At 58.8% G+C, this 25,755-nt stretch carries 21 protein-coding genes, 3 tRNA genes and 3 rRNA genes; 17 read left to right on the top strand and 10 right to left on the bottom strand.

From position 1 onward, the window contains the following. The first annotated feature begins 11 nt into the window (after positions 1-11). The 7 genes from ABEG21_RS13755 to ABEG21_RS13725 all read left to right on the top strand — a co-directional run bounded on the left by ABEG21_RS13755 (position 12) and on the right by ABEG21_RS13725 (position 5,920). Positions 12-758 carry a Nif3-like dinuclear metal center hexameric protein gene (locus tag ABEG21_RS13755; protein ID WP_347556803.1) on the top strand — a complete coding sequence of 249 codons (747 nt, stop codon included), beginning with the start codon at positions 12-14 and terminating at the stop codon, positions 756-758. 271 nt (positions 759-1,029) lie between these two features. Continuing rightward, entirely contained in the window at positions 1,030-1,602 is a 573-nt protein-coding gene (petA, locus tag ABEG21_RS13750; protein ID WP_347556802.1) for a ubiquinol-cytochrome c reductase iron-sulfur subunit, read from the top strand. Between the two features lie 71 nt (positions 1,603-1,673). After that, entirely contained in the window at positions 1,674-3,149 is a 1,476-nt protein-coding gene (locus tag ABEG21_RS13745) for a cytochrome bc complex cytochrome b subunit (protein ID WP_347556801.1), read from the top strand. A gap of 44 nt (positions 3,150-3,193) precedes the next feature. Next, positions 3,194-4,117 (top strand): cytochrome c1, encoded by a 924-nt coding sequence (locus tag ABEG21_RS13740; RefSeq protein WP_347555095.1) that lies wholly within the window; start codon positions 3,194-3,196, stop codon positions 4,115-4,117. A 292-nt stretch (positions 4,118-4,409) separates the two neighbouring features. Continuing rightward, positions 4,410-5,048 (top strand): glutathione S-transferase N-terminal domain-containing protein, encoded by a 639-nt coding sequence (locus ABEG21_RS13735; RefSeq protein ID WP_347555094.1) that lies wholly within the window; start codon positions 4,410-4,412, stop codon positions 5,046-5,048. A gap of 146 nt (positions 5,049-5,194) precedes the next feature. After that, a complete protein-coding gene (locus tag ABEG21_RS13730) occupies positions 5,195-5,815 on the top strand; it encodes a ClpXP protease specificity-enhancing factor (RefSeq protein ID WP_347555093.1) in 621 nt (206 codons plus the stop codon). 29 nt (positions 5,816-5,844) lie between these two features. Next, positions 5,845-5,920 (top strand) — tRNA-Thr (locus tag ABEG21_RS13725). Between the two features lie 69 nt (positions 5,921-5,989). On the opposite strand, the gene ABEG21_RS13720 is transcribed toward ABEG21_RS13725, so the two are convergent. The 4 genes from ABEG21_RS13720 to ABEG21_RS13705 all read right to left on the bottom strand — a co-directional run bounded on the left by ABEG21_RS13720 (position 5,990) and on the right by ABEG21_RS13705 (position 8,016). Continuing rightward, a complete protein-coding gene (locus ABEG21_RS13720; protein ID WP_347555092.1) occupies positions 5,990-6,571 on the bottom strand; it encodes a DUF1801 domain-containing protein in 582 nt (193 codons plus the stop codon). Between the two features lie 33 nt (positions 6,572-6,604). Further along, a complete protein-coding gene (locus ABEG21_RS13715) occupies positions 6,605-6,790 on the bottom strand; it encodes a tautomerase family protein (protein ID WP_347555091.1) in 186 nt (61 codons plus the stop codon). An 86-nt stretch (positions 6,791-6,876) separates the two neighbouring features. Beyond that, a complete protein-coding gene (locus tag ABEG21_RS13710; protein ID WP_347555090.1) occupies positions 6,877-7,278 on the bottom strand; it encodes an FKBP-type peptidyl-prolyl cis-trans isomerase in 402 nt (133 codons plus the stop codon). Between the two features lie 105 nt (positions 7,279-7,383). Then, on the bottom strand, positions 7,384-8,016 hold the full coding sequence (locus tag ABEG21_RS13705; protein WP_347555089.1) for a DUF938 domain-containing protein: 633 nt from the start codon (positions 8,014-8,016) through the stop codon (positions 7,384-7,386). 434 nt (positions 8,017-8,450) lie between these two features. On the opposite strand from ABEG21_RS13705, the gene eat reads away from it, so the two are divergent. The 3 genes from eat to eutC all read left to right on the top strand — a co-directional run bounded on the left by eat (position 8,451) and on the right by eutC (position 12,230). Then, positions 8,451-9,866 (top strand): ethanolamine permease, encoded by a 1,416-nt coding sequence (eat, locus tag ABEG21_RS13700; RefSeq protein ID WP_347555088.1) that lies wholly within the window; start codon positions 8,451-8,453, stop codon positions 9,864-9,866. Positions 9,867-9,995: 129 nt separating this feature from the next. Next, complete coding sequence (locus tag ABEG21_RS13695; RefSeq protein ID WP_347555087.1) at positions 9,996-11,381, top strand: ethanolamine ammonia-lyase subunit EutB; 1,386 nt, start codon at positions 9,996-9,998, stop codon at positions 11,379-11,381. Between the two features lie 21 nt (positions 11,382-11,402). Beyond that, positions 11,403-12,230, top strand: a complete 828-nt coding sequence (gene eutC, locus ABEG21_RS13690) for an ethanolamine ammonia-lyase subunit EutC (protein ID WP_347555086.1) — start codon at positions 11,403-11,405, stop codon at positions 12,228-12,230. 259 nt (positions 12,231-12,489) lie between these two features. On the opposite strand, the gene ABEG21_RS13685 is transcribed toward eutC, so the two are convergent. After that, complete coding sequence (locus ABEG21_RS13685) at positions 12,490-12,675, bottom strand: hypothetical protein (RefSeq protein ID WP_347555085.1); 186 nt, start codon at positions 12,673-12,675, stop codon at positions 12,490-12,492. Between the two features lie 303 nt (positions 12,676-12,978). Between ABEG21_RS13685 and ABEG21_RS13680 the strand changes: the two genes are divergently transcribed. From ABEG21_RS13680 to rrf, 7 genes are all read left to right on the top strand, one after another. After that, a complete protein-coding gene (locus ABEG21_RS13680) occupies positions 12,979-13,806 on the top strand; it encodes a helix-turn-helix domain-containing protein (protein ID WP_347555084.1) in 828 nt (275 codons plus the stop codon). 75 nt (positions 13,807-13,881) lie between these two features. Then, positions 13,882-14,706 (top strand): Pr6Pr family membrane protein, encoded by an 825-nt coding sequence (locus ABEG21_RS13675; protein WP_347555083.1) that lies wholly within the window; start codon positions 13,882-13,884, stop codon positions 14,704-14,706. 639 nt (positions 14,707-15,345) lie between these two features. Then, positions 15,346-16,876: ribosomal RNA gene (locus tag ABEG21_RS13670) — 16S ribosomal RNA — on the top strand. 63 nt (positions 16,877-16,939) lie between these two features. Beyond that, positions 16,940-17,016, top strand: a tRNA-Ile gene (locus ABEG21_RS13665). A 71-nt stretch (positions 17,017-17,087) separates the two neighbouring features. After that, positions 17,088-17,163: transfer RNA gene (locus tag ABEG21_RS13660), tRNA-Ala, on the top strand. Positions 17,164-17,490: 327 nt separating this feature from the next. Then, a 23S ribosomal RNA gene (locus ABEG21_RS13655) occupies positions 17,491-20,373 on the top strand. A gap of 176 nt (positions 20,374-20,549) precedes the next feature. Further along, positions 20,550-20,663 (top strand): 5S ribosomal RNA (rrf, locus tag ABEG21_RS13650). The 16S, 23S and 5S rRNA genes sit together here with 2 tRNA genes alongside, the layout of an rRNA operon. Positions 20,664-20,941: 278 nt before the next feature. Here rrf and ABEG21_RS13645 read toward each other — a convergent pair. The 5 genes from ABEG21_RS13645 to ABEG21_RS13625 all read right to left on the bottom strand — a co-directional run bounded on the left by ABEG21_RS13645 (position 20,942) and on the right by ABEG21_RS13625 (position 25,726). After that, the gene (locus tag ABEG21_RS13645; protein WP_347555082.1) at positions 20,942-21,751 is read right to left on the bottom strand and encodes a hypothetical protein; all 810 of its coding nucleotides are present in this window, start codon (positions 21,749-21,751) and stop codon (positions 20,942-20,944) included. A gap of 80 nt (positions 21,752-21,831) precedes the next feature. Further along, positions 21,832-22,677 (bottom strand): hypothetical protein, encoded by an 846-nt coding sequence (locus ABEG21_RS13640; protein ID WP_347555081.1) that lies wholly within the window; start codon positions 22,675-22,677, stop codon positions 21,832-21,834. A gap of 168 nt (positions 22,678-22,845) precedes the next feature. Then, entirely contained in the window at positions 22,846-23,298 is a 453-nt protein-coding gene (locus ABEG21_RS13635; RefSeq protein WP_347555080.1) for a helix-turn-helix transcriptional regulator, read from the bottom strand. Between the two features lie 135 nt (positions 23,299-23,433). After that, positions 23,434-24,849: a sugar porter family MFS transporter gene (locus ABEG21_RS13630; RefSeq protein WP_347555079.1), complete on the bottom strand. Its 1,416-nt coding sequence runs from the start codon at positions 24,847-24,849 to the stop codon at positions 23,434-23,436. A 172-nt stretch (positions 24,850-25,021) separates the two neighbouring features. Continuing rightward, positions 25,022-25,726: a nucleoside/nucleotide kinase family protein gene (locus tag ABEG21_RS13625; RefSeq protein ID WP_347556799.1), complete on the bottom strand. Its 705-nt coding sequence runs from the start codon at positions 25,724-25,726 to the stop codon at positions 25,022-25,024. Between the last annotated feature and the right edge of the window lie 29 nt (positions 25,727-25,755).

The raw sequence follows: 25,755 nt of genomic DNA, 5'->3' as shown, positions 1-25,755 counted from the left end.
TGGACGGCATAGTGGACCGAAATGAACTGGAATTGTATCTGAACAATCTACTGGAAATCGGGCGCTTCCGTGATTACGCACCGAACGGCCTGCAAGTAGAGGGGCGTCGCAAGGTGAGCAAGCTCGCCACCGGCGTCACCGCGTCGCTGGAATTGCTCGACCAGGCGCTGGAATGGGGCGCCGACGCTATCCTGGTCCATCACGGCTATTTCTGGAAGAACGAGAGCCCGGCCATCAAAGGCATGAAGGCCGAGCGCTTGCGTCGCCTGATGCTGGCCGACGTAAACCTGTTCGCCTACCACCTGCCGCTGGATTCGCATCCTGAGCTTGGCAATAACGTCCAGTTGGCCAAACGCCTCGGCTGGATCGCCGATGGTCGCTTTGGTCCCGACGATATGGGCTGGTCATCGGCGCTGCCGTTCCCGGTCACGCTCGAAGCGCTGACGAAGCACGTCGAGAACACGCTGGGGCGTGCGCCGCTGGTGATCGGCGATCCGCAGGTCGAAGTTCGACGCGTGGCGTGGTGTACCGGCGGGGCGCAAGGGTATTTCGAGGACGCCGTGGCGGCGGGCGTCGACGTCTATATCAGTGGCGAAATCTCGGAGCAGACGACGCACGTCGCACGCGAAACCGGTGTGGCGTATATTGCTGCGGGGCACCATGCCACCGAGCGATACGGTGTGCAGGCGGTCGGCGAGCATCTGGCCGAACAGTTCGGTGTCACGCACCAGTTTTTCGACGTATTCAATCCTGTCTGATTCGCTCAGCTCGCCCGCCCGCTGATACGGCCTGCGCCGTTCGCCTTGCGCGCCTGAGCCGTCTCCGACGCCCTTCACTTCCTGGGATTCGATGCCGCATCCAGATGACCCGTCCGACGCCCGACGCGCCGCCGACCCGAAAGGGCCGCTCGCTCGACCGACCCGCGCTGTATCGGACCAGCTAGCGGGTCTCAATGATGGGGTGGGCGCGGGTGCGTCTCATGGTCGCGAGCGGCTGGCCGCGGGAATCGATCGAGAGCGCCGCGTCTGGATGGCGAGCACGACCGCATTGGCGGCGGCAGGTGGGGTGGTAGCGGTGATTCCGTTGGTACGGTCGCTATCGCCGACGGAGGCCGTGCAGGAAGCGGCGGGACCGGTAACGGTCGATATCGGAACATTGGTTCCCGGCAAGATGCTGACGGTGCGCTGGCGTGGCAAGCCGGTCTGGGTACTGCGCCGCACGCCCGAGATGATGCGGGAAGTGCTGGCAGCGGTCCCCGATCTGGCGGATCCCTTGACCCGACACCCGTATTCGATGCCCTTGCCCGCCTATTGCGCGAATCCGTATCGGTCGCGCGCCGAGCAGCCGGATATCGTCGTGCTGGTGGGGATCTGCACCCATTTGGGCTGCACGCCGTCGGCGCGGTTCGTGCCCGGCGCGCAACCGAATCTTCCGTCGGATTGGCCCGGTGGCTGGCTATGCCCCTGCCATGGCTCGACCTTCGATCTGGCGGGACGCGTGTTCAAGAACAAGCCGGCGCCACAAAATCTGGATATCCCACGGCATATGTACGCCTCGGCCACGCAATTGGTGATCGGTCGCGACGAGCAGGGGGCCGCGTGAATTCAAGTCGAGAACGTGACGCCCAGGACGACTGCCGTCCGCGCATCGAGAGCGGTCTTAACCCGCAGCCGATGAGCGATGGATCGGTGGATAGCGATGCCGGCATCGTCGGTTGGATCGATGCGCGGCTGCCGGTGCGCGCATTCTGGCGCAGGCATATGAGCGGTTATCGCGTGCCGCGTAATTTGAACTTCTGGTACGTATTTGGTTCGTTGGCCAGCCTGGTACTGGTGATTCAGTACGTCAGCGGCCTGTTCCTGACGATGCACTACAAGCCCGACGCCGGGCTGGCGTTCGCATCGATCGAACGGATCATGCGGGAAGTGCGCTGGGGCTGGTTGATCCGCTATGTGCATACGACCGGCGCGTCGTTGTTTTTCGTCGTGTTGTATCTGCACTTGTTCCGGGGCCTGATCTACGGGTCTTATCGGCGTCCGCGTGAACTGGTTTGGGTGGTGGGATGCCTGACGTTTCTGCTGGTCATGGCCGAGGCATTCTTCGGCTATCTGCTGCCGTGGGGGCAAATGTCGTATTGGGGCGCGCAGGTCATCGTCAATCTGTTCTCGGCGATACCGGGCGTAGGCGGGGCGATTGCAACGTGGATTCGGGGCGATGCGACGGTGTCCGATGCGACGTTGAACCGTTTTTTCGCCTTGCATGTGGTGGCGGTGCCGATCCTCTTGCTGCTGATCGTGGTGCTGCATCTGACGACACTGCGGCAGGTCGGCTCGAACAATCCCGACGGTATCGATCTGCCTCGCGGCGACGATGCGGCAAGCGTGGCGACGCGGGAGGCCGACACCGTGCCCTTCCATCCCTACTTCGTCGTCAAGGATGTCCTCGCCGCTGCAGTTTTCCTGTTCCTGTTTGCGCTCATCGTGTTCTATGCGCCGACGATGCACGGGTATTTCATCGAGCCGAACAATGCGATTCCGGCGAATCCGCTGCAAACACCCGACGACATCACGCCGGTCTGGTACTTCATGCCGTTCTACGCGATCCTGCGCGCGGTGACCGAGCCATTCCAGTGGGGCATGGTCGTGGTAGCGGCGCTGTGGGGGCTGACCGGATTGCTCGCGCTCGGCCGTCGATCGGCATCGCGCCAGGCGGTCGCGATCGGGCGCCACCGACGCGGCGTTGTGCGCGCGATGCTCGCCTTGCTGTTGATCGCGGCGCTGCTGTCCACGGAGGCCAAGCTTTGGGGCGTCGTGCTGATGCTCGGGGCGGTAGGTGTCTGGTGTGCCGTGCCTTGGCTCGATCGCGCGCCGGTGCGATCGATTCGATATCGTCCCTTGTCTCAGCGTGTTTGGTATGGAGCGGTCGCGCTGGCCTTTCTTGGGCTCGGTGTCCTTGGCGGCTTGCCCTCCGGCGGCGTGGTAACGTCCTTGTCGCAGCTGGGTTGTTGCGTGTATTTCGCGTTCTTCCTGGGCATGCCTTGGTGGAGTGCGCGTGGAAGGTGTTTGCCTTTGCCCGCGCGGCTCAGTGATGGGGATTCGGATCGCATGATACCGGCGGGCAAAGGTGGCAAACCGAGGGCGCAGCGATGAAGGCGAAGCGGCGTTCGGCTGTGTTTTATGTAGCGCGGGCTTTTTTGCGCGCTTCCTGCATGGCGGCGAGCGTGGTGCGTGCGGCGCGCTGGTTGGCGGCGAGTCTGCGCCCTCAATGTGCCGTCGCGATGGCGTTGAGTGTGTTGTTGAGTGTTGTCACGTTTGACAGCTATGCCGCCGAGGCTACGGCACCGACCTCGGCATCGGCATCACCTTCCGCCGATACCGCCGCGGGGACGTCTGCCGCTTCCGTCGCGCAGCAGACGGTATGGGCGCCGATCCCGTTGGTCCAGCCGATCGATCGGGGCGCCGACCTGGCCGCGCTGCGTCGCGGGGCGCAGATGTACGCCACGTATTGCGTCAGTTGCCATGCGGCATCGTCGGTACGAATCGGGCAGTTGCAGGCGCTGGGATTCAGTCGCGAGGAACTGCTCAAGACACTGAGTGCGTCCGGCAGCGCGTTATCGGCGCCGCTGGCGGCGGCGATGCCGGCATCGGCCGCCGTCGCGGCGTTCGGTGCCGTACCCCCTGACTTGGCGTTGATCGTGCAGCGCCAGGGCGCGCCTTGGGTGTACACCTATTTGCGCGCGTTCTATACGGATCCCACACGCCCGATGGGGGGCAACAATCTGCTGGTTCCCAACGTGGCGATGCCTGACATATTGGCCGGCCTGCATGGCCCGCGGCTGGCGCGTTTCAAGATCTCGACAGTCGATTCGAGCGCGGGCGGCCCCGCTGCTGCGGTCGCAACGAAGACCTTCGACGGTTTCACGTCGTTGGCGCCAGGATCGATGAGTGCGGCGCAGTACGACGCGGCGCTGTCGGATCTGGTCGCTTATATGGGGTGGATGTCAGACCCGTCTGCGCTGACGCGGCACCGACTCGGTCCCTGGGTGCTGGGTTTCCTGGCGCTGTTCTGTCTTTCCGCCTGGGGTTTGGTACGCGCTTATTGGCGAGTCCTGAAGTAAGCGACGCACGGCATCGGACCCGTCTGGTACGCGCGCTCCTACCTGCGTGATGACGTTGAAAAAGTGTCCGAATCGGGCATTTTCCGAATTTCACGTTATCGGCTGATCGTGCGGCGTTGTTTATTTTTTGCTGGAACTTAAAAGCAGATAACGGCGCGTTAAAGGAAAAGCGCGACTTTTGCAAATCAAATAGGCATAATACGCGTCTGAGGTGCGGGGCATGCTCACGGCGACACAGCGATGTCCGGCCGTAGTGTAGTCCTGCCCATTCGGTTTTCAGAGGATTCCGGACATGATGGTTTTGTATTCGGGCACGACGTGCCCGTTCTCGCAGCGTTGCCGTTTGGTGTTGTTTGAGAAGGGCATGGATTTTGAAATCCGTGATGTGGACTTGTTCAACAAGCCGGAAGACATCGCGGTGATGAACCCGTACGGTCAGGTGCCTATCCTGGTCGAGCGCGATTTGATTCTGTATGAATCGAACATCATCAACGAGTATATCGACGAGCGTTTCCCGCATCCGCAGTTGATGCCGGCGGATCCGGTGCAGCGTGCGCGTGCGCGGTTGTTCCTTCAGAATTTCGAGAAGGAGTTGTTCACGCACGTCGATACGCTCGAAAACCACAAGGCGAATTCGAAGGACGGCGACAACGCGGCTGCGGTCGTGGAGAAGGCGCATGAGCGTGCGCGTCTGGCGATCCGTGATCGTTTGACCCAATTGGCGCCGATTTTCCTGAAGAACAAGCATATGCTGGGCGACGAGTACTCGATGCTGGACATCGCGATCGCGCCGTTGCTGTGGCGTTTGGATCATTACGGCATCGAGTTGTCGAAGAATGCCGCGCCGCTGCTGAAGTATGCCGAGCGCATTTTCAGCCGTCCGGCCTACATCGAAGCACTGACGCCGTCTGAGAAGGTGATGCGTCGTTGATCGTCGGGTGATGTCGCCGGCCAGCGGCGGCGTTCGGGGCGGGTTTCCGTCCGGGTGCCGGTGCTGGATTCTGGCGACGTCGTAGGGTTATCAGACTGACCGTGCGACGCAAATCAACCTGATGTGACGATCGCGGAGGAATACGGATGTCCGATACGTCGACGAAACCTTATTTGTTGCGTGCCCTGTATGAGTGGTGCACGGACAACGGGTTCACCCCGCACATAGCGGTGCGGGTGGACCAGCGCACGCGCGTGCCGACGCAATTCGTGCGGGATGGCGAAATTGTGTTGAACATCAGCTTCGATGCGACCAATGGGTTGCAGATGAAGAACGACTGGATCGAATTCAACGCGCGTTTCAGCGGCAAGGCCCACAAGATCGAAGTGCCGGTCAGCAATGTGCTGGCGATCTATGCGCGTGAGAACGGGCAGGGCATGGCCTTCCCGGTCGAGGACGCCGCCGATGGGCATGCGGACGTCCCGGGCTCGGAAGTCGCCGACGACGAGGTGTCCGACGACGCACGGGCTTTGACGCCGCCGGATGCGAAGGGCAACACGACCTTGTCGGCGGTACCGTCGGAGCGCAGGCCGGAAACGGTGTTGAAGTCGATCGACGGCGATGGTGCGGGAGATGGCGAGCCGGCCGCGGTGGTTGATTCGTCCGAAAACTCGGGTGATCACGCCGGTGCGTCGCATGAAAGCGACGACGGTTCCGACGGCAATCCCAAGCCGCCGAGCCGACCGCATCTGAAGGTTGTCAAATAAGCACGAAAATCGAGTAGAATCGCGTTTCCGCCGGCTTAGCTCATCTGGTAGAGCAGTTGATTTGTAATCATCAGGTGGTCAGTTCGAGTCTGGCAGCCGGCACCAAATAAAACGAAGGCCCCGCTTGCGCGGGGCCTTCGTCATTTTCGCCTGCCGTTCTGGCAACCGACGTCATCAATCGTCATTCAAGCCCTTCCCGGCCAGAATCAGCGGAATACATTTCTCGACCCGCGCTTCACGCGTCTTCGTTTGTTTCGCTGCGGAGAAGTGGAGAAGGTAGGCGCGTTGCCGGCCGGGTGTCAGCGCCGCAAAGGCGGCCTTTACATCGGCACGAGCATCCAACTGCGTTTGAAATTCGGCTGGAATGCTGTGATCGGCGACGGTCTTCAACGCCACCTTCACCCCGGACGCCTCGATGCGAACGGCTTCCAGGATATAGGCCTTCAGCACGGATGCCGCGGCGGCAACCTGGGCCGAATCGGTGAAACGTATCTGACGCGCGGATTGTGTGTTCTCAGTCTGCGCAACGAGTAACCGCTCGGGGTCCGCCAACAAAGCGCCCTTAAAAAACAGGAAGGCGCAATATTCCTTGAAGCCGTGAAAGAGGACGATATTGCGGCCGTCCGCCGTGTAGCACGGCTGGCCCCATTTCATGTCTTCACTCAGCCCGCATTCCAACGCCAATGCGCGCATGATCTCGAATGCAGGCTGCCATTTCGTCGCTTTTGCAATGAAGGCGTCGACTTTGGGATTCATACGTTGCGCGTCCTGTTTGCAGTGGCTCGCTGCTTAGCGCTCGCTGAACAACACCCCGCCCTTCATCTTGTCGGCTTTCGGCGTTTCGACGATCGACACGACAACCGATTCCTTCGGCACCTGAAGCGCCTTTTCAACCGCCTCCGTGATGCCCGACATCAGTGCTTTCTTCTGTTCCGCGCTGCGGCCTGCTGCTGCATAAACGATGATTTCCGGCATGACGCACTCCACTCTAAGAGGAATAACGAAAAAATCGTACCGCGTACTTATAAGCATTGAGGGCGGGACGACTCACAAGCGGCCGTTTAGCCGCCGACTTTCAGCAAATCGATTTCGAACGTCAATGCGCTGTTCGGCGGAATCGGGCCGACTTGGCGGCTACCGTAGGCCGTTGCTGCGGGGCAGGTCAATTTGGCCTTGCCGCCCACCTTCATTTTCTGCACGCCTTGCGTCCAGCACGGAATTACCTGATTCAGACCGAAGGTCGCCGGACCGCCGTGCTGCGAGGAGGCGTCAAAGACGGTCCCGTCGGACAGCGTGCCCGTATAGTTCACGGTGACCTTATCCGTGGCGCTCGGCTGCGCGCCCGTGCCTTGCACCAGTTGTTGCACGACGACGCCCGACGGCAGCGTCTCGGTTGCAGGCGCTGCGGCGAAGGCCGATGTGGTGAACGCTGCCGCCAGAAGGAATGTGCTCAGTGACTTCATAAATTCGAGTGCCTGCGAAAAAGTGAAAACGGAAGAAAAGAGCCGACGGAGCCGGGGCCGCGTCGACACCTGCAATCATTCTACGTCCGACCCCGGCTTCCCTGTCTATTGGGGGTAGCGGAAGACGACGGTGAGGTTATTCGCCGGCATGTCGATCACCTCGCCCAGTGTGAGGCCGACCGCGTTCGCCAATTTCTCCACGTCTGCCAGATCCCGGATGCCCCAGCGTGGATCGCTGGCGCGCAACTGCGCATCAAAAGCGGCATTGCTCGGCGCGGTGTGCTGTCCATCGCGCTTATACGGTCCATACAGCACCAGCACCCCGTCCGCGGCGAGATGCCGACGCGCGCCGTCGAACAACGCCTGCGCCGCCGTCCATGGCGAGATGTGAATCATATTGATGCACACCACCGCTGACAGCGGCGTCGCCGCAGTGGGCAAGGGCCAGGGCGACGTGTGCACGTCGAGCGCCAGCGGCGGTGCCAGATTCGGCAAGGCGGCATCCTGTCGCCAGGCTTCGATGGAGTCATGTGCGTCTGTGTCGGGGTCGCTGGGCTGCCATGTGACGCCCGGCAGTGCGGCCGCGAAATGGATGGCGTGCTGCCCTGTGCCGCTGGCGATTTCCAACACGGTTCCCGACCTCGGCAAAACCCGCGTCAGGACGTGCAATATCGGGTCGCGATTTCTCTCTGCGGAAGGCGATCGACGGCGGGCCGCCAACGGAGCCGATTCAGGCATGAGGCATTCCTCTGTGTTTGCAAAGCGGTGGTTGCATCGCGCCTATCGGCCTTGTCCTCGCGCCGAGCGACGCTTTTGCCACGGTCCGGCGACGCGCGGCATGTTTGCGATTGTACGCACAGCCCGTTCGACGTGGCGACGGAGCGGGAAATCCGTCAGGCCAGGCGTTAGGAAGCATGGGATTGGGCGCATGGCGCAATCCGGCCAATGCGCGGTCCTAAGATTTGGCCCAAGTGGGAGTGTCCTGGCAGCCGGGCTGCCCAGACCATCGTCCGCATATTTGTGCCGAATTTCGCTAACAGTCTCAAATTTCAGCGTGTTCGAATCGAGCGATTCTGTTCTCTGCGCGGCATTCCCTGCGCGGAGGCAGGTTCTGCCGCCATCGATGCGGCTTGTGTGCGATTTGACCAGATCGCGCCTTATTTGGGGATGCCATGACGCCCGATTTGAACGCTCGCGCGGCGATGCCCGCCGCGCCACAAGCATTGAAGCAGACGCTGGGAACCTGGCAACTATGGGGCATCGCCGTAGGCCTCGTCATTTCCGGCGAGTATTTTGGCTGGAGCTATGGCTGGGCCTCGGCGGGCACGCTCGGCTTTCTCGTCACGGCAATTTTCATCGCCGCGATGTATGCGACCTTCATTTTCAGTTTTACCGAACTGACCACGTCGATACCGCATGCCGGCGGCCCGTTTGCCTATGCCCGGCGCGCATTCGGCCCTGTTGGCGGCTATATCGCCGGCATTGCGACGCTAATCGAGTTCGTTTTCGCGCCACCGGCAATCGCCCTTGCGATCGGAGCCTATCTGCACGTGCAGTTTCCGGGCCTTGATCCCAAAAACGCAGCCGTCGGCGCCTATATCGTTTTTATGGCGCTGAACATCGTTGGCGTGCAGGTGGCGGCTGCATTCGAATTGTGCGTGACGGTGCTGGCTATCTTCGAGCTGCTCGTTTTTATGGGGGTGGTATCGCCCGGATTCGAGATGGCGCATTTCGTCAAAGGGGGATGGTCCGGGGCCGATCACTTCTCGCTCGGCAGTTTTTCCGGCATTTTTGCCGCCATTCCGTTTGCCATCTGGTTTTTCCTCGCCATCGAGGGCGTGGCGATGGCTGCCGAGGAGGCGCGTAATCCGCGTCGCTCGATTCCGATCGCGTATGTCACCGGCATCATTACCCTGGTGCTGCTTGCCATCGGCGTCATGGTGTTTGCAGGCGCGGCCGGCGACTGGACGAAACTATCGAACATCAACGACCCGTTGCCGCAGGCGATGAAATACATCGTCGGCGAGAACAGCAATTGGCTGCATATGTTGGTCTGGCTCGGCTTGTTTGGCCTGGTTGCGTCGTTTCACGGGATTATTCTGGGATATTCCCGGCAGATCTTCGCGTTGGCCCGCGCCGGCTATCTGCCGCCGGCCTTGGCCAAGATCCATCCGCGCTTCAAGACGCCGCACCGGGCAATTTTGGCTGGCGGGGTGATCGGCATCGCGGCCATCTATAGTGATAATCTGATTCAGTTCGCCGGCCAGACCTTGACGGCGAATATCGTGACGATGTCTGTGTTCGGCGCTATCGTGATGTACATCGTCAGCATGGCGGCGTTGTTCAAATTGCGGCGCTCGGAGCCGAATATGGCACGCCCCTACAAGGCGCCGTTGTTTCCCGTATTCCCCGCCTTTGCGCTCTGTGCCGCGGTCCTGTGTCTGGTGACGATGGTGTACTTCAATGCGCTGGTGGCGTGCATCTTCGCCATTATCGTGGCCATCGGTTTCGCGTATTTCCTGGCGACGCGGCGACAACGCGATTTGCACGCGAATCCGGTCGTGCAGTCCGGTGCGGGAACGGACTAAGTCGACGATGGGGGCGGTCGAGCAACATCATCGCGCAAGGCGGCTCGGCAGCATGGCGTGCGGTGCCGTTCCACATCGCGTAAGTGCGCAATGGCGACGCTGCTACTAAGCGTCGCGCAGGAGTAGAGGATGGCTTTCTCGGAAACCATAGGCGAGCGTCGCTACGTCTTTGCAGACTTGCCTGCCTTGATGGCGAAGGCGACACCTGAGCGATCGGGCGATCAACTTGCCGGCCTCAGCGCCGCATCCGAGGAAGAGCGCGTTGCCGCCAAGATGGCCTTGGCGGCGGTGCCGCTGAAAACCTTCTTGCAGCAGGCATTGATTCCGTACGAGGACGATGAAGTCACGCGTTTGATCATCGATACGCATGACGCCAAGGCCTTCGATGCAATTTCGCATCTGACGGTTGGCGATTTGCGGGAATGGATTCTCTCCGACGACACATCGTCCGAGGCAATATGCAATGTGTCGGCGGGACTGACGCCGGAAATGGTGGCCGCTGTCTCGAAAATCATGCGCAATCAGGATCTGATCCTCGGCGCGAAGAAGCGGCCGGTGATCACGCGTTTTCGAAACACATTGGGGCTGCCTGGCCGGATGGCGGTACGTTTGCAGCCGAATCATCCTACGGACGACGCGCGTGGCATTGCCGCGTCGATGCTGGATGGCCTGATGTACGGCTGCGGCGATGCGGTGATCGGCATCAATCCGGCAACGGACAGCCTGAGCGCGATCACGACGTTGCTCGAAATGATGGATGCTTTCCGGCAACGTTTCGATGTGCCGACGCAGACTTGCGTCCTCACGCATGTGACCAACACGATTCAGGCCATCGAGCGCGGTGCGCCCGTCGATCTCGTTTTTCAATCGATCGCCGGTACAGAAAAGGCGAACACGAGCTTCGGCGTAACCCTTTCCTTGCTCCAGGAAGCGTATGAAGCGGGTTTGTCGCTGCATCGCGGCACTGTCGGTGACAACGTCATGTATTTTGAAACCGGGCAGGGCAGTGCGCTGTCGGCCGACGCGCATCACGGCGTCGATCAACAGACGTGCGAGGCGCGAGCTTACGGCGTCGCGCGTCACTTCAAGCCCTTGCTGACCAATACCGTCGTCGGTTTCATCGGTCCCGAATACCTGTACAACGGCAAACAGATCACGCGGGCAGGCCTCGAAGATCACTTTTGCGGCAAGCTGCTTGGCGTGCCGATGGGTTGCGATATCTGCTACACGAATCACGCGGAAGCGGATTCCGACGATATGGACAACCTGCTGACATTGCTCGGCGTTGCTGGTATCAACTTCATCATGGGCGTACCTGGCGCCGATGACGTAATGTTGAACTATCAAAGCACGTCGTTTCACGACGCGCTGTACGCGCGATCGGTGCTGGGTCTCGGACGGGCTCCCGAGTTCGAGGCATGGCTGGAGGCGATGCGCATTGCGGATCGAGCGGGGCGGATTTTGCCGGCTTCGCCGACGCAACCGCTGCTGGCGCAGCAGTGGATCGACGCCTGATGCGCCCCGAGGGAGATGCCAATGCGAGATAAATCGACGCTCCAAGTCAATCCATGGGATGCGTTGCGCCAATTCACCGATGCGCGCATTGCGTTGGGCCGCGCCGGGAACAGCATGCCGACGGCGCCGCTACTGGCATTCAATCTGGCGCATGCGCAGGCGCGCGATGCCGTGCACCAACCGCTTGACGCTAAGGCATTAGCCGAGGCATTGCAGGGCGCGGGTTTTTCGACGCTTGACGTATGCAGCGCGGCCAAGGATCGTCTCGAATATCTGCGTAGACCGGATCTCGGTCGCCGACTGTCCGACGACAGCGCGGATGCGCTGCGCGCGTACGTCGATCAGCATCATGGTAACGACGGCAAGAATGCCGATTTATGGGATGTGGTTTTTGTCGTTGCCGACGGCTTGTCTTCGCAGGCCGCCGCGCGGCATGCGCTACCGTTATTGCAACAGGTTCGCGCGAGCCTGTCCGATTGGCGCATCGGCCCGGTCGTGGTCGCAACCCAGTCGCGCGTCGCCTTGGGCGATGACGTCGGGGCATTGCTGCGGGCGCGATTGGTTGTTATTTTGATTGGTGAGCGACCCGGCCTGAGTTCGCCCGACAGTCTCGGTCTTTATTTGACGTATGCGCCGCGCCGCGGCACCAGCGATGCAATGCGCAACTGCATCTCGAATGTCCGCCCGGAAGGGCTGGCCTATCCTGCCGCCGCCTTCAAACTGTGTCATCTATTGACCGAGGCGCGCCGCCTCAAGCTCACCGGCGTGCAGTTGAAGGACGATAGCGATACGTTGTTGGCTCACCATACTGCGCCGGATACGCTGCTCTCGTCTTCCACCGTTCGATAAGCCGTAAATTGCAGATCTGCCGTCCTTTCAGTCCGACTTACGTCGCTCCCTCGCTTATTTTTTTTTTTCTACACTGGTGTAGAGGTCGAAACTCGCGCGCCACGTGTCATCCGCATCGTGTTTCGGCGCGAGAGTTCCATTCGTTCTGCGGAGGGAAGCGATTGTGACGACCGGTGAAAGGATTTCGAAGGGAATCGGCAGCCTCGACGCCGGGGCATCCGTTTTGAGGGCGACCGACGATGTGCGAAATGCGGCGGCCTCACGCATAAGCACGCCTCACATCGCGCCTGTCGGTTGCGAGGATGGCGGGCGCATCGAACGGCATGTTGTCGACGACCCGAACCAGCAAGCCGAAGCGATAGCGGGCTGGACGCAGCAGTACGACCAACTCAGCACCGGCGCCTTTATTGGTACGCTGACCGAGTGGCGGAAGGAGGGGCTGCATTTCTTTTCCGAGACAACCAGCCAGGCGCTGCGCCAGGCGTGTCGCGTGCGTTCCGGCGCCATTTGGTTCGGCATCCCGGCGCTCACCCAGGAATGCATGGCGGCGGAGCGTGTCGACAAGACGGGGCGGAAGGGGAGATCTCCTTTTGGACCGCGCTCGTCGTCTGCGTCGCCGGGGCAACGGGACGAGGCCAATGCTTGGTGCGCCGACAGTGGGAACGCGGCAAGCGGGCTGCAGTCTCTACGTGATTGCTCATCGCATGCCGTCCCCCGCGCGCAGCTCGCTGATGATGACGCGCCCTCTATGGCTGATCCTTTCATGTCGGGTGCGATGAAGATCGGGGCGCGAACGGTTGAGCGAGATATGGTTGCGTGCCAGCCCGGCGACCGTGACTTCGAGCTGGTCACGCCATCGCAGTTCCGTATTTTTGGGATTGTCATCACGGAGGCGGCATGGCGCGATTTCATGCAGCAGGAGTATGGCTGCCCCGGTGCTCCGCCTGCTATCCAGGACGATCTTGTCCGATTCGATTCGCTGGCGCTCGACGCGTTGCGCGAGGTCATGTTCCGCGTTTTGTGCAATGCCGGGGATGCCGGCGCGAACGGTAGGCTATCGGACTTCCAGGCCGCGCATTTTCAAGATGAGGTGTTGCGGCTGCTGGCGGGCGGTTTGTTGCAGACCGCAAATGTGGCGCCGGTGCCTGCTTTATCGAAACCGCACCGACGCTGGCTCGTGGATGCGGCGCGTCAATATGTACTGACGCATCGGGAGCGGCCAATCGGTATTCCAGAATTGTGCACGGTGCTCCGCGCGAGCCGCCGAACGCTGCAATATTGCTTCCAGGACATTTATGGAATGAGCCCGCAGCGCTATTTGCGGGCAACCCGTCTCAATGGTGTGCGGCGGGCGTTATTGCACCGGGGTGAGGATGCGTTTGCCGCATCGTCCTCGGTCTCGACCGATCGGGCGTTGTCGCGCGTCGCCGGCGTGGCGCCGAGTCGGCAAACGGTTCAGGAGGTCGCCGCCGAGTGGGGGTTTTGGCACCATAGCCAATTCACGGCAGATTATCGCCAGTTATTCGGCATGACGCCGTCGGAAACGCAGCGACGCAGCATCGCGCAGAGAAACTAGCGGGCGTTCCGAATTCCCCTGTTCTGTTAAGGCGCATCGTTGAACCGAAACGATTTTCGGGCTTAGACTGAATCTATGCGCGAATCATCGGAAACCAGCCAGACGCCAGATGCGGGAGCCCCGCGGGCGCAGCCGTACGTCGGCTCGTCCAGCCAGGCCGTGCCGTATGCGGTATCGCGTGACGTGGGCGACCCCTCCGCAATGGCTGACGCGCCGACGCCGGCGCCTGTCTCGACCGCGCCATTTGCGGCGCATGTCGGGGCGAAACCTGGGGCGATCGTCTTGGTCTCGGCCTTGGCCGGCCTCTCCTGCTTTGGGGCTATAGGACAAGTCACCAAGACGATGGGGTGGTTTCTATCCCAGGATTGGTCTTGGGCCGATAGTGCAATCCGTACTGCCAGTTATTTGACGAATCTGACGATCGTGCTGTCGGCTTGCTGTTTCGTCTGTGTCTTGCTCGCCATGACATCGCTGAAGCGCTGGCTGCCAGAATGGACGTATCGGCCGTCGGTCGTGACAGCGGTCACGCTCTATCTGGCCTTTGTCGGCTGCGGGTACAACCTGCTGCTCCGCGGATATTGGGTTCCGGTAGGGATACGCGCGGTGTTGAACGAAGTGGTGCACACCGTCGTGCCCATTTTGGCGGTCGTCTATTGGATCTTCTTCGTTCCCCGCTTCGCCTTGGATGCGCGTCGGATCTGGTTGTGGCTGATCTATCCGCTGGGCTATCTGTTTGCGACGCTCTGGCACGGGCATCTCAGCGACTTCTATCCTTATCCTTTCATCAACGTTGAGCGGATAGGTTTTGATCATGTGCTCCGGAACGCAGCGGGCCTGATTGTCGGCTTCTTGATCTTGATGGGGCTGTTCCTTCTGATCAACCATCGCCGGCGCGAGTAGTGGTCGAGCGAGGGGTAAGGATGGCAATACCCACAAATTTCGTAGGGGATATTGCAAAGTTCGGAAGAGTGTCCTATTATTCGCCTCCCCGCTGCAAACAACGCAGCGCAGGCAGCGAAGCGGCGGGGGGTGGCGGTAAGAAAGGTGCTTGTTTTTAAGGGTGCTTTCTTATTGCCAGGAAGTAGCGGTGGCTTTGTTCTTGGGTGTGTTTCTGAGGGTGAAGTGGTCGAGCAGCTTTTTGCCGATTGGGATGTTTCTTGGGTGGATCTAGAAATATCGCAAACGAGTCTGCAAAAAAGTGCTTGACGAAGCGAGGAGTGCGGTACATAATCTCGCTTCTGTTCTGCAGCAAAGCAACGCTGCGAACGACGAAGCAAAGTAGTATAGCAGTAATCGACGGGTCGCCTAGTGCGAGGAAATGTCCAGCCAGTCGTTAAACGGTTCTTTAAAAATTTACAGCCGATAAGTGTGGGCGCTTGATGGAGTTGCAGGTCCGGTGATTCGTCACGGGATTCAAGCAAAAGTATCAAGAGCTCGCACAAGAGAAGAAAGTAAGTCGTACGAACTTCGGTTTGTACTTCTTGTTGATTCTTGAGTTGAGCGACCTATTCGGAAGAATAGAAAACAGTAACAGAGATTAAACTTAAGAGTTTGATCCTGGCTCAGATTGAACGCTGGCGGCATGCCTTACACATGCAAGTCGAACGGTAACAGGGAGCTTGCTCCGCTGACGAGTGGCGAACGGGTGAGTAATACATCGGAACGTGTCCTGTAGTGGGGGATAGCCCGGCGAAAGCCGGATTAATACCGCATACGATCTACGGATGAAAGCGGGGGATCTTCGGACCTCGCGCTATAGGGGCGGCCGATGGCAGATTAGCTAGTTGGTGGGGTAAAGGCCTACCAAGGCGACGATCTGTAGCTGGTCTGAGAGGACGACCAGCCACACTGGGACTGAGACACGGCCCAGACTCCTACGGGAGGCAGCAGTGGGGAATTTTGGACAATGGGCGAAAGCCTGATCCAGCAATGCCGCGTGTGTGAAGAAGGCCTTCGGGTTGTAAAGCACTTTTGTTCGGGAAGAAAAGGACTGGGCTAATATCCTGGTCTGATGACGGTACCGGAAGAATAAGCACCGGCTAACTACGTGCCAGCAGCCGCGGTAATACGTAGGGTGCAAGCGTTAATCGGAATTACTGGGCGTAAAGCGTGCGCAGGCGGTTTGTTAAGACAGATGTGAAATCCCCGGGCTCAACCTGGGAACTGCATTTGTGACTGGCAAGCTAGAGTCTGGCAGAGGGGGGTGGAATTCCGCGTGTAGCAGTGAAATGCGTAGATATGCGGAGGAACACCGATGGCGAAGGCAGCCCCCTGGGCCAACACTGACGCTCATGCACGAAAGCGTGGGGAGCAAACAGGATTAGATACCCTGGTAGTCCACGCCCTAAACGATGTCAACTAGTTGTTGGGGATTCATTTCCTTAGTAACGTAGCTAACGCGTGAAGTTGACCGCCTGGGGAGTACGGTCGCAAGATTAAAACTCAAAGGAATTGACGGGGACCCGCACAAGCGGTGGATGATGTGGATTAATTCGATGCAACGCGAAAAACCTTACCTACCCTTGACATGGTCGGAACCCCTGAGAGATTAGGGGGTGCTCGAAAGAGAACCGATACACAGGTGCTGCATGGCTGTCGTCAGCTCGTGTCGTGAGATGTTGGGTTAAGTCCCGCAACGAGCGCAACCCTTGTCCTTAGTTGCTACGCAAGGGCACTCTAAGGAGACTGCCGGTGACAAACCGGAGGAAGGTGGGGATGACGTCAAGTCCTCATGGCCCTTATGGGTAGGGCTTCACACGTCATACAATGGTCGGTACAGAGGGTTGCCAAGCCGCGAGGTGGAGCTAATCCCAGAAAACCGATCGTAGTCCGGATTGCACTCTGCAACTCGAGTGCATGAAGTTGGAATCGCTAGTAATCGCGGATCAGCATGCCGCGGTGAATACGTTCCCGGGTCTTGTACACACCGCCCGTCACACCATGGGAGCGGGTTTCACCAGAAGTAGGTAGCTTAACCGCAAGGAGGGCGCTTACCACGGTGGGATTCGTGACTGGGGTGAAGTCGTAACAAGGTAGCCGTATCGGAAGGTGCGGCTGGATCACCTCCTTTCTCGAGCTTAACGCAACGTAAGTTAAGCGCTCACGCTTATCGGCTGTCATACGACAGGCTGTAGGGTCTGTAGCTCAGTCGGTTAGAGCACCGTCTTGATAAGGCGGGGGTCGTTGGTTCGAATCCAACCAGACCCACCATCTAGTCTTTGGTTGCTCGGGCTCGACTGTAGTTCCAGCAGCTGGAGAGATGTACCTACAGTAGCAATATTGGGGGCTTAGCTCAGCTGGGAGAGCATCTGCTTTGCAAGCAGAGGGTCAACGGTTCGATCCCGTTAGCCTCCACCAAACCTTAAGCTAAAAGATATTTGGCGATGTTGCGGTTGAACATCGATGAGTGTGTTTTAGCTTAGGCTTGGCCTAACACTGACTTGGTAGAGATACCAAAATCGGCTGTCGTTCTTTAACAATTTGGAAGAAGTTCAATTCAATCGTGATGCGATGCACATTAGAGATGGTGTGTGTGGTGTCACAAAATTTGGGTTGAGATTGTATCGAGAAGTATCTCAAAGCAGTGTGTCTTGAGAGAGGCACACAAGAATTTGGAATACGGCACAAATACCGATACTCACCTATAGCGCGACGTGTGCAGCGATGCAGACGTACTCGTTATAGGGTCAAGCGAATAAGTGCATGTGGTGGATGCCTTGGCGATTACAGGCGATGAAGGACGCGGTAGCCTGCGAAAAGCTTCGGGGAGCTGGCAAACAAGCTTTGATCCGGAGATGTCCGAATGGGGAAACCCACTCCTAATGGAGTACCCATGACTGAATACATAGGTCATGTGGGGCGAACGCAGTGAACTGAAACATCTAAGTAGCTGCAGGAAAAGAAATCAACCGAGATTCCCAAAGTAGTGGCGAGCGAAATGGGAAGAGCCTTGTACCTTTTAGCATGACAGTTAGCAGAACGCTCTGGAAAGTGCGGCCGTAGCAGGTGATAGCCCTGTATGCGAAAACTGATGTGTGGAACTAGGGGTACGACAAGTAGGGCGGGACACGTGAAATCCTGTCTGAATATGGGGGGACCATCCTCCAAGGCTAAATACTCGTAATCGACCGATAGTGAACCAGTACCGTGAGGGAAAGGCGAAAAGAACCCCGGGAGGGGAGTGAAATAGATCCTGAAACCGCATGCATACAAACAGTAGGAGCCTCCTTGTGGGGTGACTGCGTACCTTTTGTATAATGGGTCAGCGACTTACGTTCAGTAGCAAGCTTAACCGACTAGGGAAGGCGTAGCGAAAGCGAGTCCGAATAGGGCGCTTTAGTTGCTGGGCGTAGACCCGAAACCAGACGATCTATCCATGGCCAGGATGAAGGTGCGGTAACACGTACTGGAGGTCCGAACCCACTAATGTTGAAAAATTAGGGGATGAGCTGTGGATAGGGGTGAAAGGCTAAACAAGTCTGGAAATAGCTGGTTCTCTCCGAAAACTATTTAGGTAGTGCCTCGTGTATCACCTTCGGGGGTAGAGCACTGTAATGATTGTTGGGTCCATTGCGGATTACTTCGTCATAGCAAACTCCGAATACCGAAGAGTGCAATCACGGGAGACAGACATCGGGTGCTAACGTCCGGTGTCAAGAGGGAAACAACCCAGACCGCCAGCTAAGGTCCCCAAATATAGCTAAGTGGGAAACGAAGTGGGAAGGCTAAAACAGTCAGGAGGTTGGCTTAGAAGCAGCCATCCTTTAAAGAAAGCGTAATAGCTCACTGATCGAGTCGTCCTGCGCGGAAGATGTAACGGGGCTAAGCTATATACCGAAGCTGCGGATGCACAATTTATTGTGCATGGTAGGAGAGCGTTCTGTAAGCCTGTGAAGGTGTCTTGAGAAGGATGCTGGAGGTATCAGAAGTGCGAATGCTGACATGAGTAGCGATAAAGGGGGTGAAAAGCCCCCTCGCCGTAAGCCCAAGGTTTCCTACGCAACGTTCATCGGCGTAGGGTGAGTCGGCCCCTAAGGCGAGGCAGAAATGCGTAGCTGATGGGAAGCAGGTTAATATTCCTGCACCATTGTTAAATGCGATGGGGGGACGGATCGCGGAAGGTTGTCCGGGTGTTGGAAGTCCCGGTCCTTGTATTGGAGAAGGCGCTTAGGCAAATCCGGGCGCGGAATTCAAGGGTACGAGGCGAGCGCTTAGGCGCGAAGCAATTGGAAGTGGTCCCAAGAAAAGCCTCTAAGCTTCAGTTTAACAAGACCGTACCGCAAACCGACACAGGTGGGCGAGATGAGTATTCTAAGGCGCTTGAGAGAACTCGGGAGAAGGAACTCGGCAAATTGGTACCGTAACTTCGGGATAAGGTACGCCCTTGTAGCTTGACTGGCCTGCGCCAGGAGGGTGAAGGGGTTGCAATAAACTGGTGGCTGCGACTGTTTAATAAAAACACAGCACTCTGCAAACACGAAAGTGGACGTATAGGGTGTGACGCCTGCCCGGTGCCGGAAGATTAAATGATGGGGTGCAAGCTCTTGATTGAAGTCCCGGTAAACGGCGGCCGTAACTATAACGGTCCTAAGGTAGCGAAATTCCTTGTCGGGTAAGTTCCGACCTGCACGAATGGCGTAACGATGGCCACACTGTCTCCTCCCGAGACTCAGCGAAGTTGAAGTGTTTGTGATGATGCAATCTCCCCGCGGCTAGACGGAAAGACCCCATGAACCTTTACTGTAGCTTTGCATTGGATTGTGAACAAATCTGTGTAGGATAGGTGGGAGGCTATGAAGACGGGACGCCAGTTCTGTTGGAGCCAACCTTGAAATACCACCCTGGTTTGTTTGCGGTTCTAACCTTGGTCCCTGAATCGGGATTGGGAACAGTGCATGGTAGGCAGTTTGACTGGGGCGGTCTCCTCCCAAAGTGTAACGGAGGAGTACGAAGGTACGCTAAGTACGGTCGGAAATCGTGCTCATAGTGCAATGGCATAAGCGTGCTTAACTGCGAGACCCACAAGTCGAGCAGGTGCGAAAGCAGGTCATAGTGATCCGGTGGTTCTGTATGGAAGGGCCATCGCTCAACGGATAAAAGGTACTCTGGGGATAACAGGCTGATACCGCCCAAGAGTTCATATCGACGGCGGTGTTTGGCACCTCGATGTCGGCTCATCTCATCCTGGGGCTGTAGCCGGTCCCAAGGGTATGGCTGTTCGCCATTTAAAGAGGTACGTGAGCTGGGTTTAAAACGTCGTGAGACAGTTTGGTCCCTATCTGCCGTGGGCGTTGGATATTTGAAGGGGGCTGCTCCTAGTACGAGAGGACCGGAGTGGACGAACCTCTGGTGTACCGGTTGTCACGCCAGTGGCATCGCCGGGTAGCTATGTTCGGAAGAGATAACCGCTGAAAGCATCTAAGCGGGAAACTCGCCTTAAGATGAGATATCCCTGGGAACTTGATTCCCCTGTAGGGTCGTTCGAGACCAGGACGTTGATAGGCTGGGTGTGTACGGACAGTAATGTCCTTAGCTAACCAGTACTAATTGCCCGTGAGGCTTGATCCTATAACCAGTACGTTTGGACGTGAGACGGCACATGTGAAGTGTGACGCAGCCAGACGCGCTAGGTGAGATTATCGGTGAATGTGCCCGATACACGCTCAACCCAAGAGTCGTACCGAGATGAACTTCTTCCAGATTGGTGTTGTTGAGCTTTAAACGTCAGCAGCACAACCCCTTTGCCTGATGACCATAGCGAGTCGGTCCCACCCCTTCCCATCCCGAACAGGACCGTGAAACGACTCCACGCCAATGATAGTGCGGATTGCCCGTGTGAAAGTAGGTAATCGTCAGGCTCCCTACGCTGTAACCAGACGCCCCGTGACACCTTAACCCGTGCACGGGGCGTTTGGCTTTGTACTACGCCACACGCAACCACCTTACCCGCCTCGCGCGACCCGACGTCAGCGCGGCGCGCGGCGCTTACGGCGCGTGTTTGCCTATACCCAGCACCCACCCCCGAAAAGCAACAACCAAAACCAAAGCAAAAACCGACAGGCCCGGCAAGCCGGGCCTGTCGGTACTGCAGATTTTGGGGAGAACCGGCTTAAAAAGCGCCATCTGTCGATCGCATTTACAGCGATGCAGGATTCTTCAAGGGAATAAACAGGAAGCGTGGGTCATTGCGGATATGCTCGCTTGGGGCGTTGACGGCAAATTTAGACCAACGCTCGGCGTATCGGTCGAAGAACGTATCGTGCAATGTCGCGTCGAGTACGCGAGTGTGAAGGCGGCCGGATGCGCGGCGTATGCGTTCTTGCGCAACGCGTCCTTGAGTGCGGTAAATCGAATTCTCAGACGAGATCGCTTTGTCATACGCATGGGCCTCTGTCGTGCGGCGGTCGCGGTCATCTTGCCCTTTTGAATGCGAATCCGGATCCGGATCTGGTGCTGCAAGGGTATCCCAGTTGGCGAAGGCAATCCAGATGCTGGGCGTCGCTTGCGTATCCCGTGTCATTCGCGGCACCGCGCCTACGTAAAGCGTCCAAGAACGAGCAGTAGGCCGTTTCCTAGTTGGCGATATCGTGCACGACTGGCCTGCCGTATCGTCCGGGCTAGATACGTCATCCAGCAGTCCCTGCCGCCTTAGAAAGGCGAGCTGCTTGTCTGTTTGCGACTCGGGTGCCGATCGCAGCAGGTCTTGGATGGCGGAAGCAACGGTATCGTGGTTCGAGGTCGCGATACGACGCTGGGACGATGCCAGACCAGGCAAATTGGAAAAAGCTTTTTCCGCCGCCTCGGCATAGCGAGCGGGTGAGTCGTCCCCCTGATAACGCTCGGCATGCTGTTGGATCAAGGAGAACATCGTCAGGATACGGTCGCGCCATGGCGCCGCTATGGCACGATCATCGGCGATAAGGAAGAATGCGGCCTGGCTCGTCATGAGGATGCGCTCCGGTGCGCCATTCGTAGAGACGACGCAAGGACGATATCTTGGCAGCCCTCGCGTCGAAACGCGCCCCGTCACACGGCGAAGTTGAAGAAGTTCTCGGACTCGTCGAGTTGCGACATCGCCGTATTGCCCACGAGCTTGTCGAATTTCTCCGCGATGGCGCGGTCGCGCTTGTACAGTGCGTAGTTCCACACCGCTTCCACGGCGATGTAATCCAGATCGACCTCGGTCATCGTTGCCGATGCACAGCTTGTGTAGACCTTGCTCTGGCGTGAGGTGAAGTCACAGAAATACATGCGGAGCTTCGGTTCCACCATCCAGGTATTACCACTCTGCTTGGCATCGATGAAAACCGTGTTGGCGACGAAGTGAAACGGCTTGCTCGATCGATCGACCCCGGCCTTGATCTGCGTGCCAAATCCGCCGAGGAACTTTAGGAACGCTTCCACGACGGGCCCGCCAACGGCGGCGCCTAGAATGCGCGTCAGTACTTCGGATGAGAAATCCACGCCGCGTATCTTCTGGTTGAACTTACTCCTCTCGAACTGGAACGGCCCCAACATCGGGTAATGCGTCAGTACATCCTTCCACGACTTCGTGTCGAAAAGCAGGTCCGGATCGTTCTTCTTATTCGCAAGGCGCTGACAATGCTGCGTGCCCAGATAGGCCAGATTGATCATGCACTCGCTGGCACGGTCCAGATCGTCCTGGATCGACGCCGCCACTTTCTTCTTTAGATGCATGACGCTGAAGACGCCGTTTTTGTTTTCCTCGATCTTGGGCAAGGTGGGTTCCGGCGCCGCATATAACTGACCAACTGCCGATCTTGACGTGGCACCGGAAGGGCTGAAAAACAGGCGCGCTTGATCGAGTTGCTGCTCCAGTTGTTGATGGTGTTGCGGATCGTTCAGGCTCATGGCTTCCTCGCGTATCGTGGCGAATACAGGTGATCCCGCGAACGGGCTCGACCACCTTCGCCTATTACGGCAGGCAGGAAAATACCGCCGATTACGTAGGCCTTATCCATTGGGAAATCGCGGAGGCCTAAGTAGGCAGTTAAGACAGTGCCGCCGCAAATATGTCTTTCAGTGGCCCGGGACCGTCGCGATGCGAGAATAAAGCGCCATCAACGCTGCCATGTTGTGGAGGTCGAGTCGACGCATCAATCGATGTCGGTGTTCGCTGATGGTGCGTGGGCTCAGGGCCAAATGCCTCGCCATTTCCTTGCTGGTCATGCCGGTTGCCAGCATTTGCAGGATTTGCCATTCCCGCACTGCGAGGGACAGGCCGCCGTCATAAGGGGCGGCTCCCCGAGCGGGGAGCACCGTCTGCACGCAGTACGCCGTCAACCGCGCCGTGGTCGACAATTGAAGCTTCTGCGTGATGTGATTGCGATGCTTGTTGACGGTCAACGCAGCAATGCCAAGCGTTGCCGCGATGTCGGCGGTGCTGAGTTGCCGGCCGATCAGCTCGATGATCTGGCGCTGCCGTGCCGTCAAACTGCGGCGACGGCCGTTAGACAAAAGGGGCGGGCGCATGTCGATGCCACTCCGAAGCAGAACGGTCCCCATAGGCTAGCGCCTATCCACCCGGAGCCGCACACGGCAACGCCGTTCACGCGGCGCTTCAGAGCAAAATACATATCGGCTTACGCAGGCCTACGACGATTGTCTTTAGCCCCGTTCCGCCTTGCGCTGCTGATACGGGAAGAAGCGCCGCTCGCGCAATGCGTGTTCGATCTCTTCCAGCGATTTGCCGCGCGTTTCCGGAACCAGGAACACGATAAAGACCAGCGCGCCCACCGAGATCAGCGCGTACAGCCAGAAGGTGTGCGCCGGCCCGAGCGAATGCACCAGCGACAAGGTGCTTAGCGTCACGGCCAAGTCGAAGATCCAATGACTGAATGCACCCAGTGAGGCGCCCTTGCCGCGCACGAACAGCGGGTAGACCTCGGAGTTGATGGTCCAGATACACACGCCGAAACCGCCGCAGTTCAGCATCAGATAAATACCGAGACACAGCACCGACAGCCAACGACTGACAGAATCTGTCGGACCGGCGCCTTGGAACAGATAGCCCATCAGAATCAAGGCCACGATCGAGCCGGGAATCGTCCACAGCAAATAGCGGCGACGTCCAATCTTATCGACGAGGAAGCTGCCGATGACAGTCATGATCACGACCAACAAGGTGCTGAAGCCGGCGCCCAACACGGCCGCCGAGTCGCTGAAGCCGGCCTGCGTCAGGATGGTCGGCGCATAGTAAATCAATGCGTTGTTCCCGGTGATCTGCGAGAACATGGCGATCGCCGTGCCGACGATCACCGCCGGTCGAATCCAAGGGCTCGCCAGATCGCGCCACGTGCCTTGCTTCTGCTCCGCGACGCCTCGGATATCGTCGAGCTCCTGCTGTGCGAGCGCGGCATCGCCCCGTACTTTTTTCAGTACGGCCAGCGCTTCCTGGTCCCGCCCCGACATCCACAACCATCGCGGGCTTTCCGGGAGGAAGATCATGCCGATCAGCAGGATGATCGCCGGCACGACACCGAGGCCGAACATGATGCGCCAGTGCTCGCCGAGAATGAAGCCGGTGCAGTAGGCCACGGTAATGCCGGACACCACCATCAACTGGAACAAGGTCACCATCTTGCCGCGATGCTGCGGCGGTGCCACCTCGGCAATGTAGATCGGGACGATCTGCGTCGCGCTGCCCGCGGACAAGCCGAGCAGAAAGCGCGCGCACACCAGCACCATGACGCTCGGCGACATCGCCGATAACACGGAGCCGATCGCGAAGATCACGCCGACTCCCATGACGGCGCGTCGGCGTCCGATGCGGTCGGAAATAGGGCCGGTACCCAGGCAGCCCACAAGGGCCCCAAAAATCAGCGACGCGGTGACGAATTGCTTCGCCGTATCGTCCAATGAAAATTGCCGGCCTAATCCCAGCAGGGCCACGCCGATGATCCCGGTGTCATACCCGAAGAGCAAGCCGCCCAGTGCGGCAATCAGTGCGATCCAACCGACCAGTCGGCCGGTGTGCGGCGCGGCGCGTTGACCCGTGTAGGGTGCGGTGGTAGGCGTATGCATCGAAGTCCTCCATGTGTTCTAAATTCGAAACCGATTCCATTGCTGTTTTTATGTCGGCGGGAATCGGCTGTGATGATCTGCTCGGTTCAACGATCTGAAATCGCTTGCAAGTCGGTGCAGCACTATTCGTGGATACCGCCTCGACGCGTCAGAGCGTGGGCGATGCCATGATTTAAGGTCCGCTGGACGCTGCGGACACCGGCAATTCGAAGACATCAACTCCCGCTGCCCGCGCTTCCTTCACGCTGGCAGCAATGCGTCGCGCGTTCGGTTCATCGGTATTGGCGATCCAATCCAACGCCGCTTCGCGCGTGCGGCCGTGGGCGATGTGTCGTGCAAGAAGCTGTGCGTGACGTTGCTCCGCGGGGGTGGCGACAAACCATACGTCGTCGAGCAAGCCTCGTACATCGCGCCAGTTCGGACCCTCTAGCAGCAGATAATTGCCCTCGGTGATGACGAGCTGCGTCGTCGAGGGCACGGCGATCTCGCCGGCAACGGCTTCTTCGATCTCGCGATGAAACGCCGGCGCGTAGATCGTCGTCCCAGGCTCCTCGAGCGGCTCGCCTTCTTGGCGTGCCGTTAAAGGCGCCTCTCTGAGTCGGTGCAACAGGGCCAGATAGCCGGCGCTGTCGAAGGTGTCCGGTGCCCCCTTGCGCCCGGCACGGCCGAGACGTGCCAGCTCGGCATTGGCCAGATGAAAGCCATCCATCGGCACGACAGCCAACGTGACCTCGTTGGCGAGCGCTGCGGATAAGGCGGCTGCCACGGTGGATTTTCCGGCGCCCGGTTCGCCGACCAGGCCGATGACGGTGCGTTGTCCCGCGCGCTTGGCCAGAAGGTCGCGCACACGTGCCAAGGCTTCGGGCGCCAGCGACAGGCGAGGCTGCGCGTGTGCGGCGGCGTTCG

It is taken from the genome of Robbsia sp. KACC 23696 (genome assembly GCF_039852015.1).
In the GTDB taxonomy this organism is placed as follows: domain Bacteria; phylum Pseudomonadota; class Gammaproteobacteria; order Burkholderiales; family Burkholderiaceae; genus Robbsia.
The sequence above is the reverse complement of the archived record's forward strand: the minus strand, read 5'-3'. Positions and strand labels throughout refer to the sequence as shown.

What these genes read in the sequence shown, in the direction of transcription:
- eutC (WP_347555086.1), top strand. Translation starts at nt 11,403, where the DNA reads ATGCGAGATAAATCGACGCTCCAAGTCAATCCATGGGATGCGTTGCGC.
- ABEG21_RS13715 (WP_347555091.1), bottom strand. Translation starts at nt 6,790, where the DNA reads ATGCCGGAAATCATCGTTTATGCAGCAGCAGGCCGCAGCGCGGAACAG.
- ABEG21_RS13675 (WP_347555083.1), top strand. Translation starts at nt 13,882, where the DNA reads ATGCGCGAATCATCGGAAACCAGCCAGACGCCAGATGCGGGAGCCCCG.
- ABEG21_RS13720 (WP_347555092.1), bottom strand. Translation starts at nt 6,571, where the DNA reads ATGAATCCCAAAGTCGACGCCTTCATTGCAAAAGCGACGAAATGGCAG.
- ABEG21_RS13645 (WP_347555082.1), bottom strand. Translation starts at nt 21,751, where the DNA reads ATGACGAGCCAGGCCGCATTCTTCCTTATCGCCGATGATCGTGCCATA.
- ABEG21_RS13680 (WP_347555084.1), top strand. Translation starts at nt 12,979, where the DNA reads ATGGCTGATCCTTTCATGTCGGGTGCGATGAAGATCGGGGCGCGAACG.
- ABEG21_RS13695 (WP_347555087.1), top strand. Translation starts at nt 9,996, where the DNA reads ATGGCTTTCTCGGAAACCATAGGCGAGCGTCGCTACGTCTTTGCAGAC.
- eat (WP_347555088.1), top strand. Translation starts at nt 8,451, where the DNA reads ATGACGCCCGATTTGAACGCTCGCGCGGCGATGCCCGCCGCGCCACAA.
- ABEG21_RS13735 (WP_347555094.1), top strand. Translation starts at nt 4,410, where the DNA reads ATGATGGTTTTGTATTCGGGCACGACGTGCCCGTTCTCGCAGCGTTGC.
- ABEG21_RS13640 (WP_347555081.1), bottom strand. Translation starts at nt 22,677, where the DNA reads ATGAGCCTGAACGATCCGCAACACCATCAACAACTGGAGCAGCAACTC.
- petA (WP_347556802.1), top strand. Translation starts at nt 1,030, where the DNA reads ATGGCGAGCACGACCGCATTGGCGGCGGCAGGTGGGGTGGTAGCGGTG.
- ABEG21_RS13685 (WP_347555085.1), bottom strand. Translation starts at nt 12,675, where the DNA reads ATGCAGCCCCTCCTTCCGCCACTCGGTCAGCGTACCAATAAAGGCGCC.
- ABEG21_RS13710 (WP_347555090.1), bottom strand. Translation starts at nt 7,278, where the DNA reads ATGAAGTCACTGAGCACATTCCTTCTGGCGGCAGCGTTCACCACATCG.
- ABEG21_RS13730 (WP_347555093.1), top strand. Translation starts at nt 5,195, where the DNA reads ATGTCCGATACGTCGACGAAACCTTATTTGTTGCGTGCCCTGTATGAG.
- ABEG21_RS13630 (WP_347555079.1), bottom strand. Translation starts at nt 24,849, where the DNA reads ATGCATACGCCTACCACCGCACCCTACACGGGTCAACGCGCCGCGCCG.
- ABEG21_RS13635 (WP_347555080.1), bottom strand. Translation starts at nt 23,298, where the DNA reads ATGCGCCCGCCCCTTTTGTCTAACGGCCGTCGCCGCAGTTTGACGGCA.
- ABEG21_RS13705 (WP_347555089.1), bottom strand. Translation starts at nt 8,016, where the DNA reads ATGCCTGAATCGGCTCCGTTGGCGGCCCGCCGTCGATCGCCTTCCGCA.
- ABEG21_RS13745 (WP_347556801.1), top strand. Translation starts at nt 1,674, where the DNA reads ATGAGCGATGGATCGGTGGATAGCGATGCCGGCATCGTCGGTTGGATC.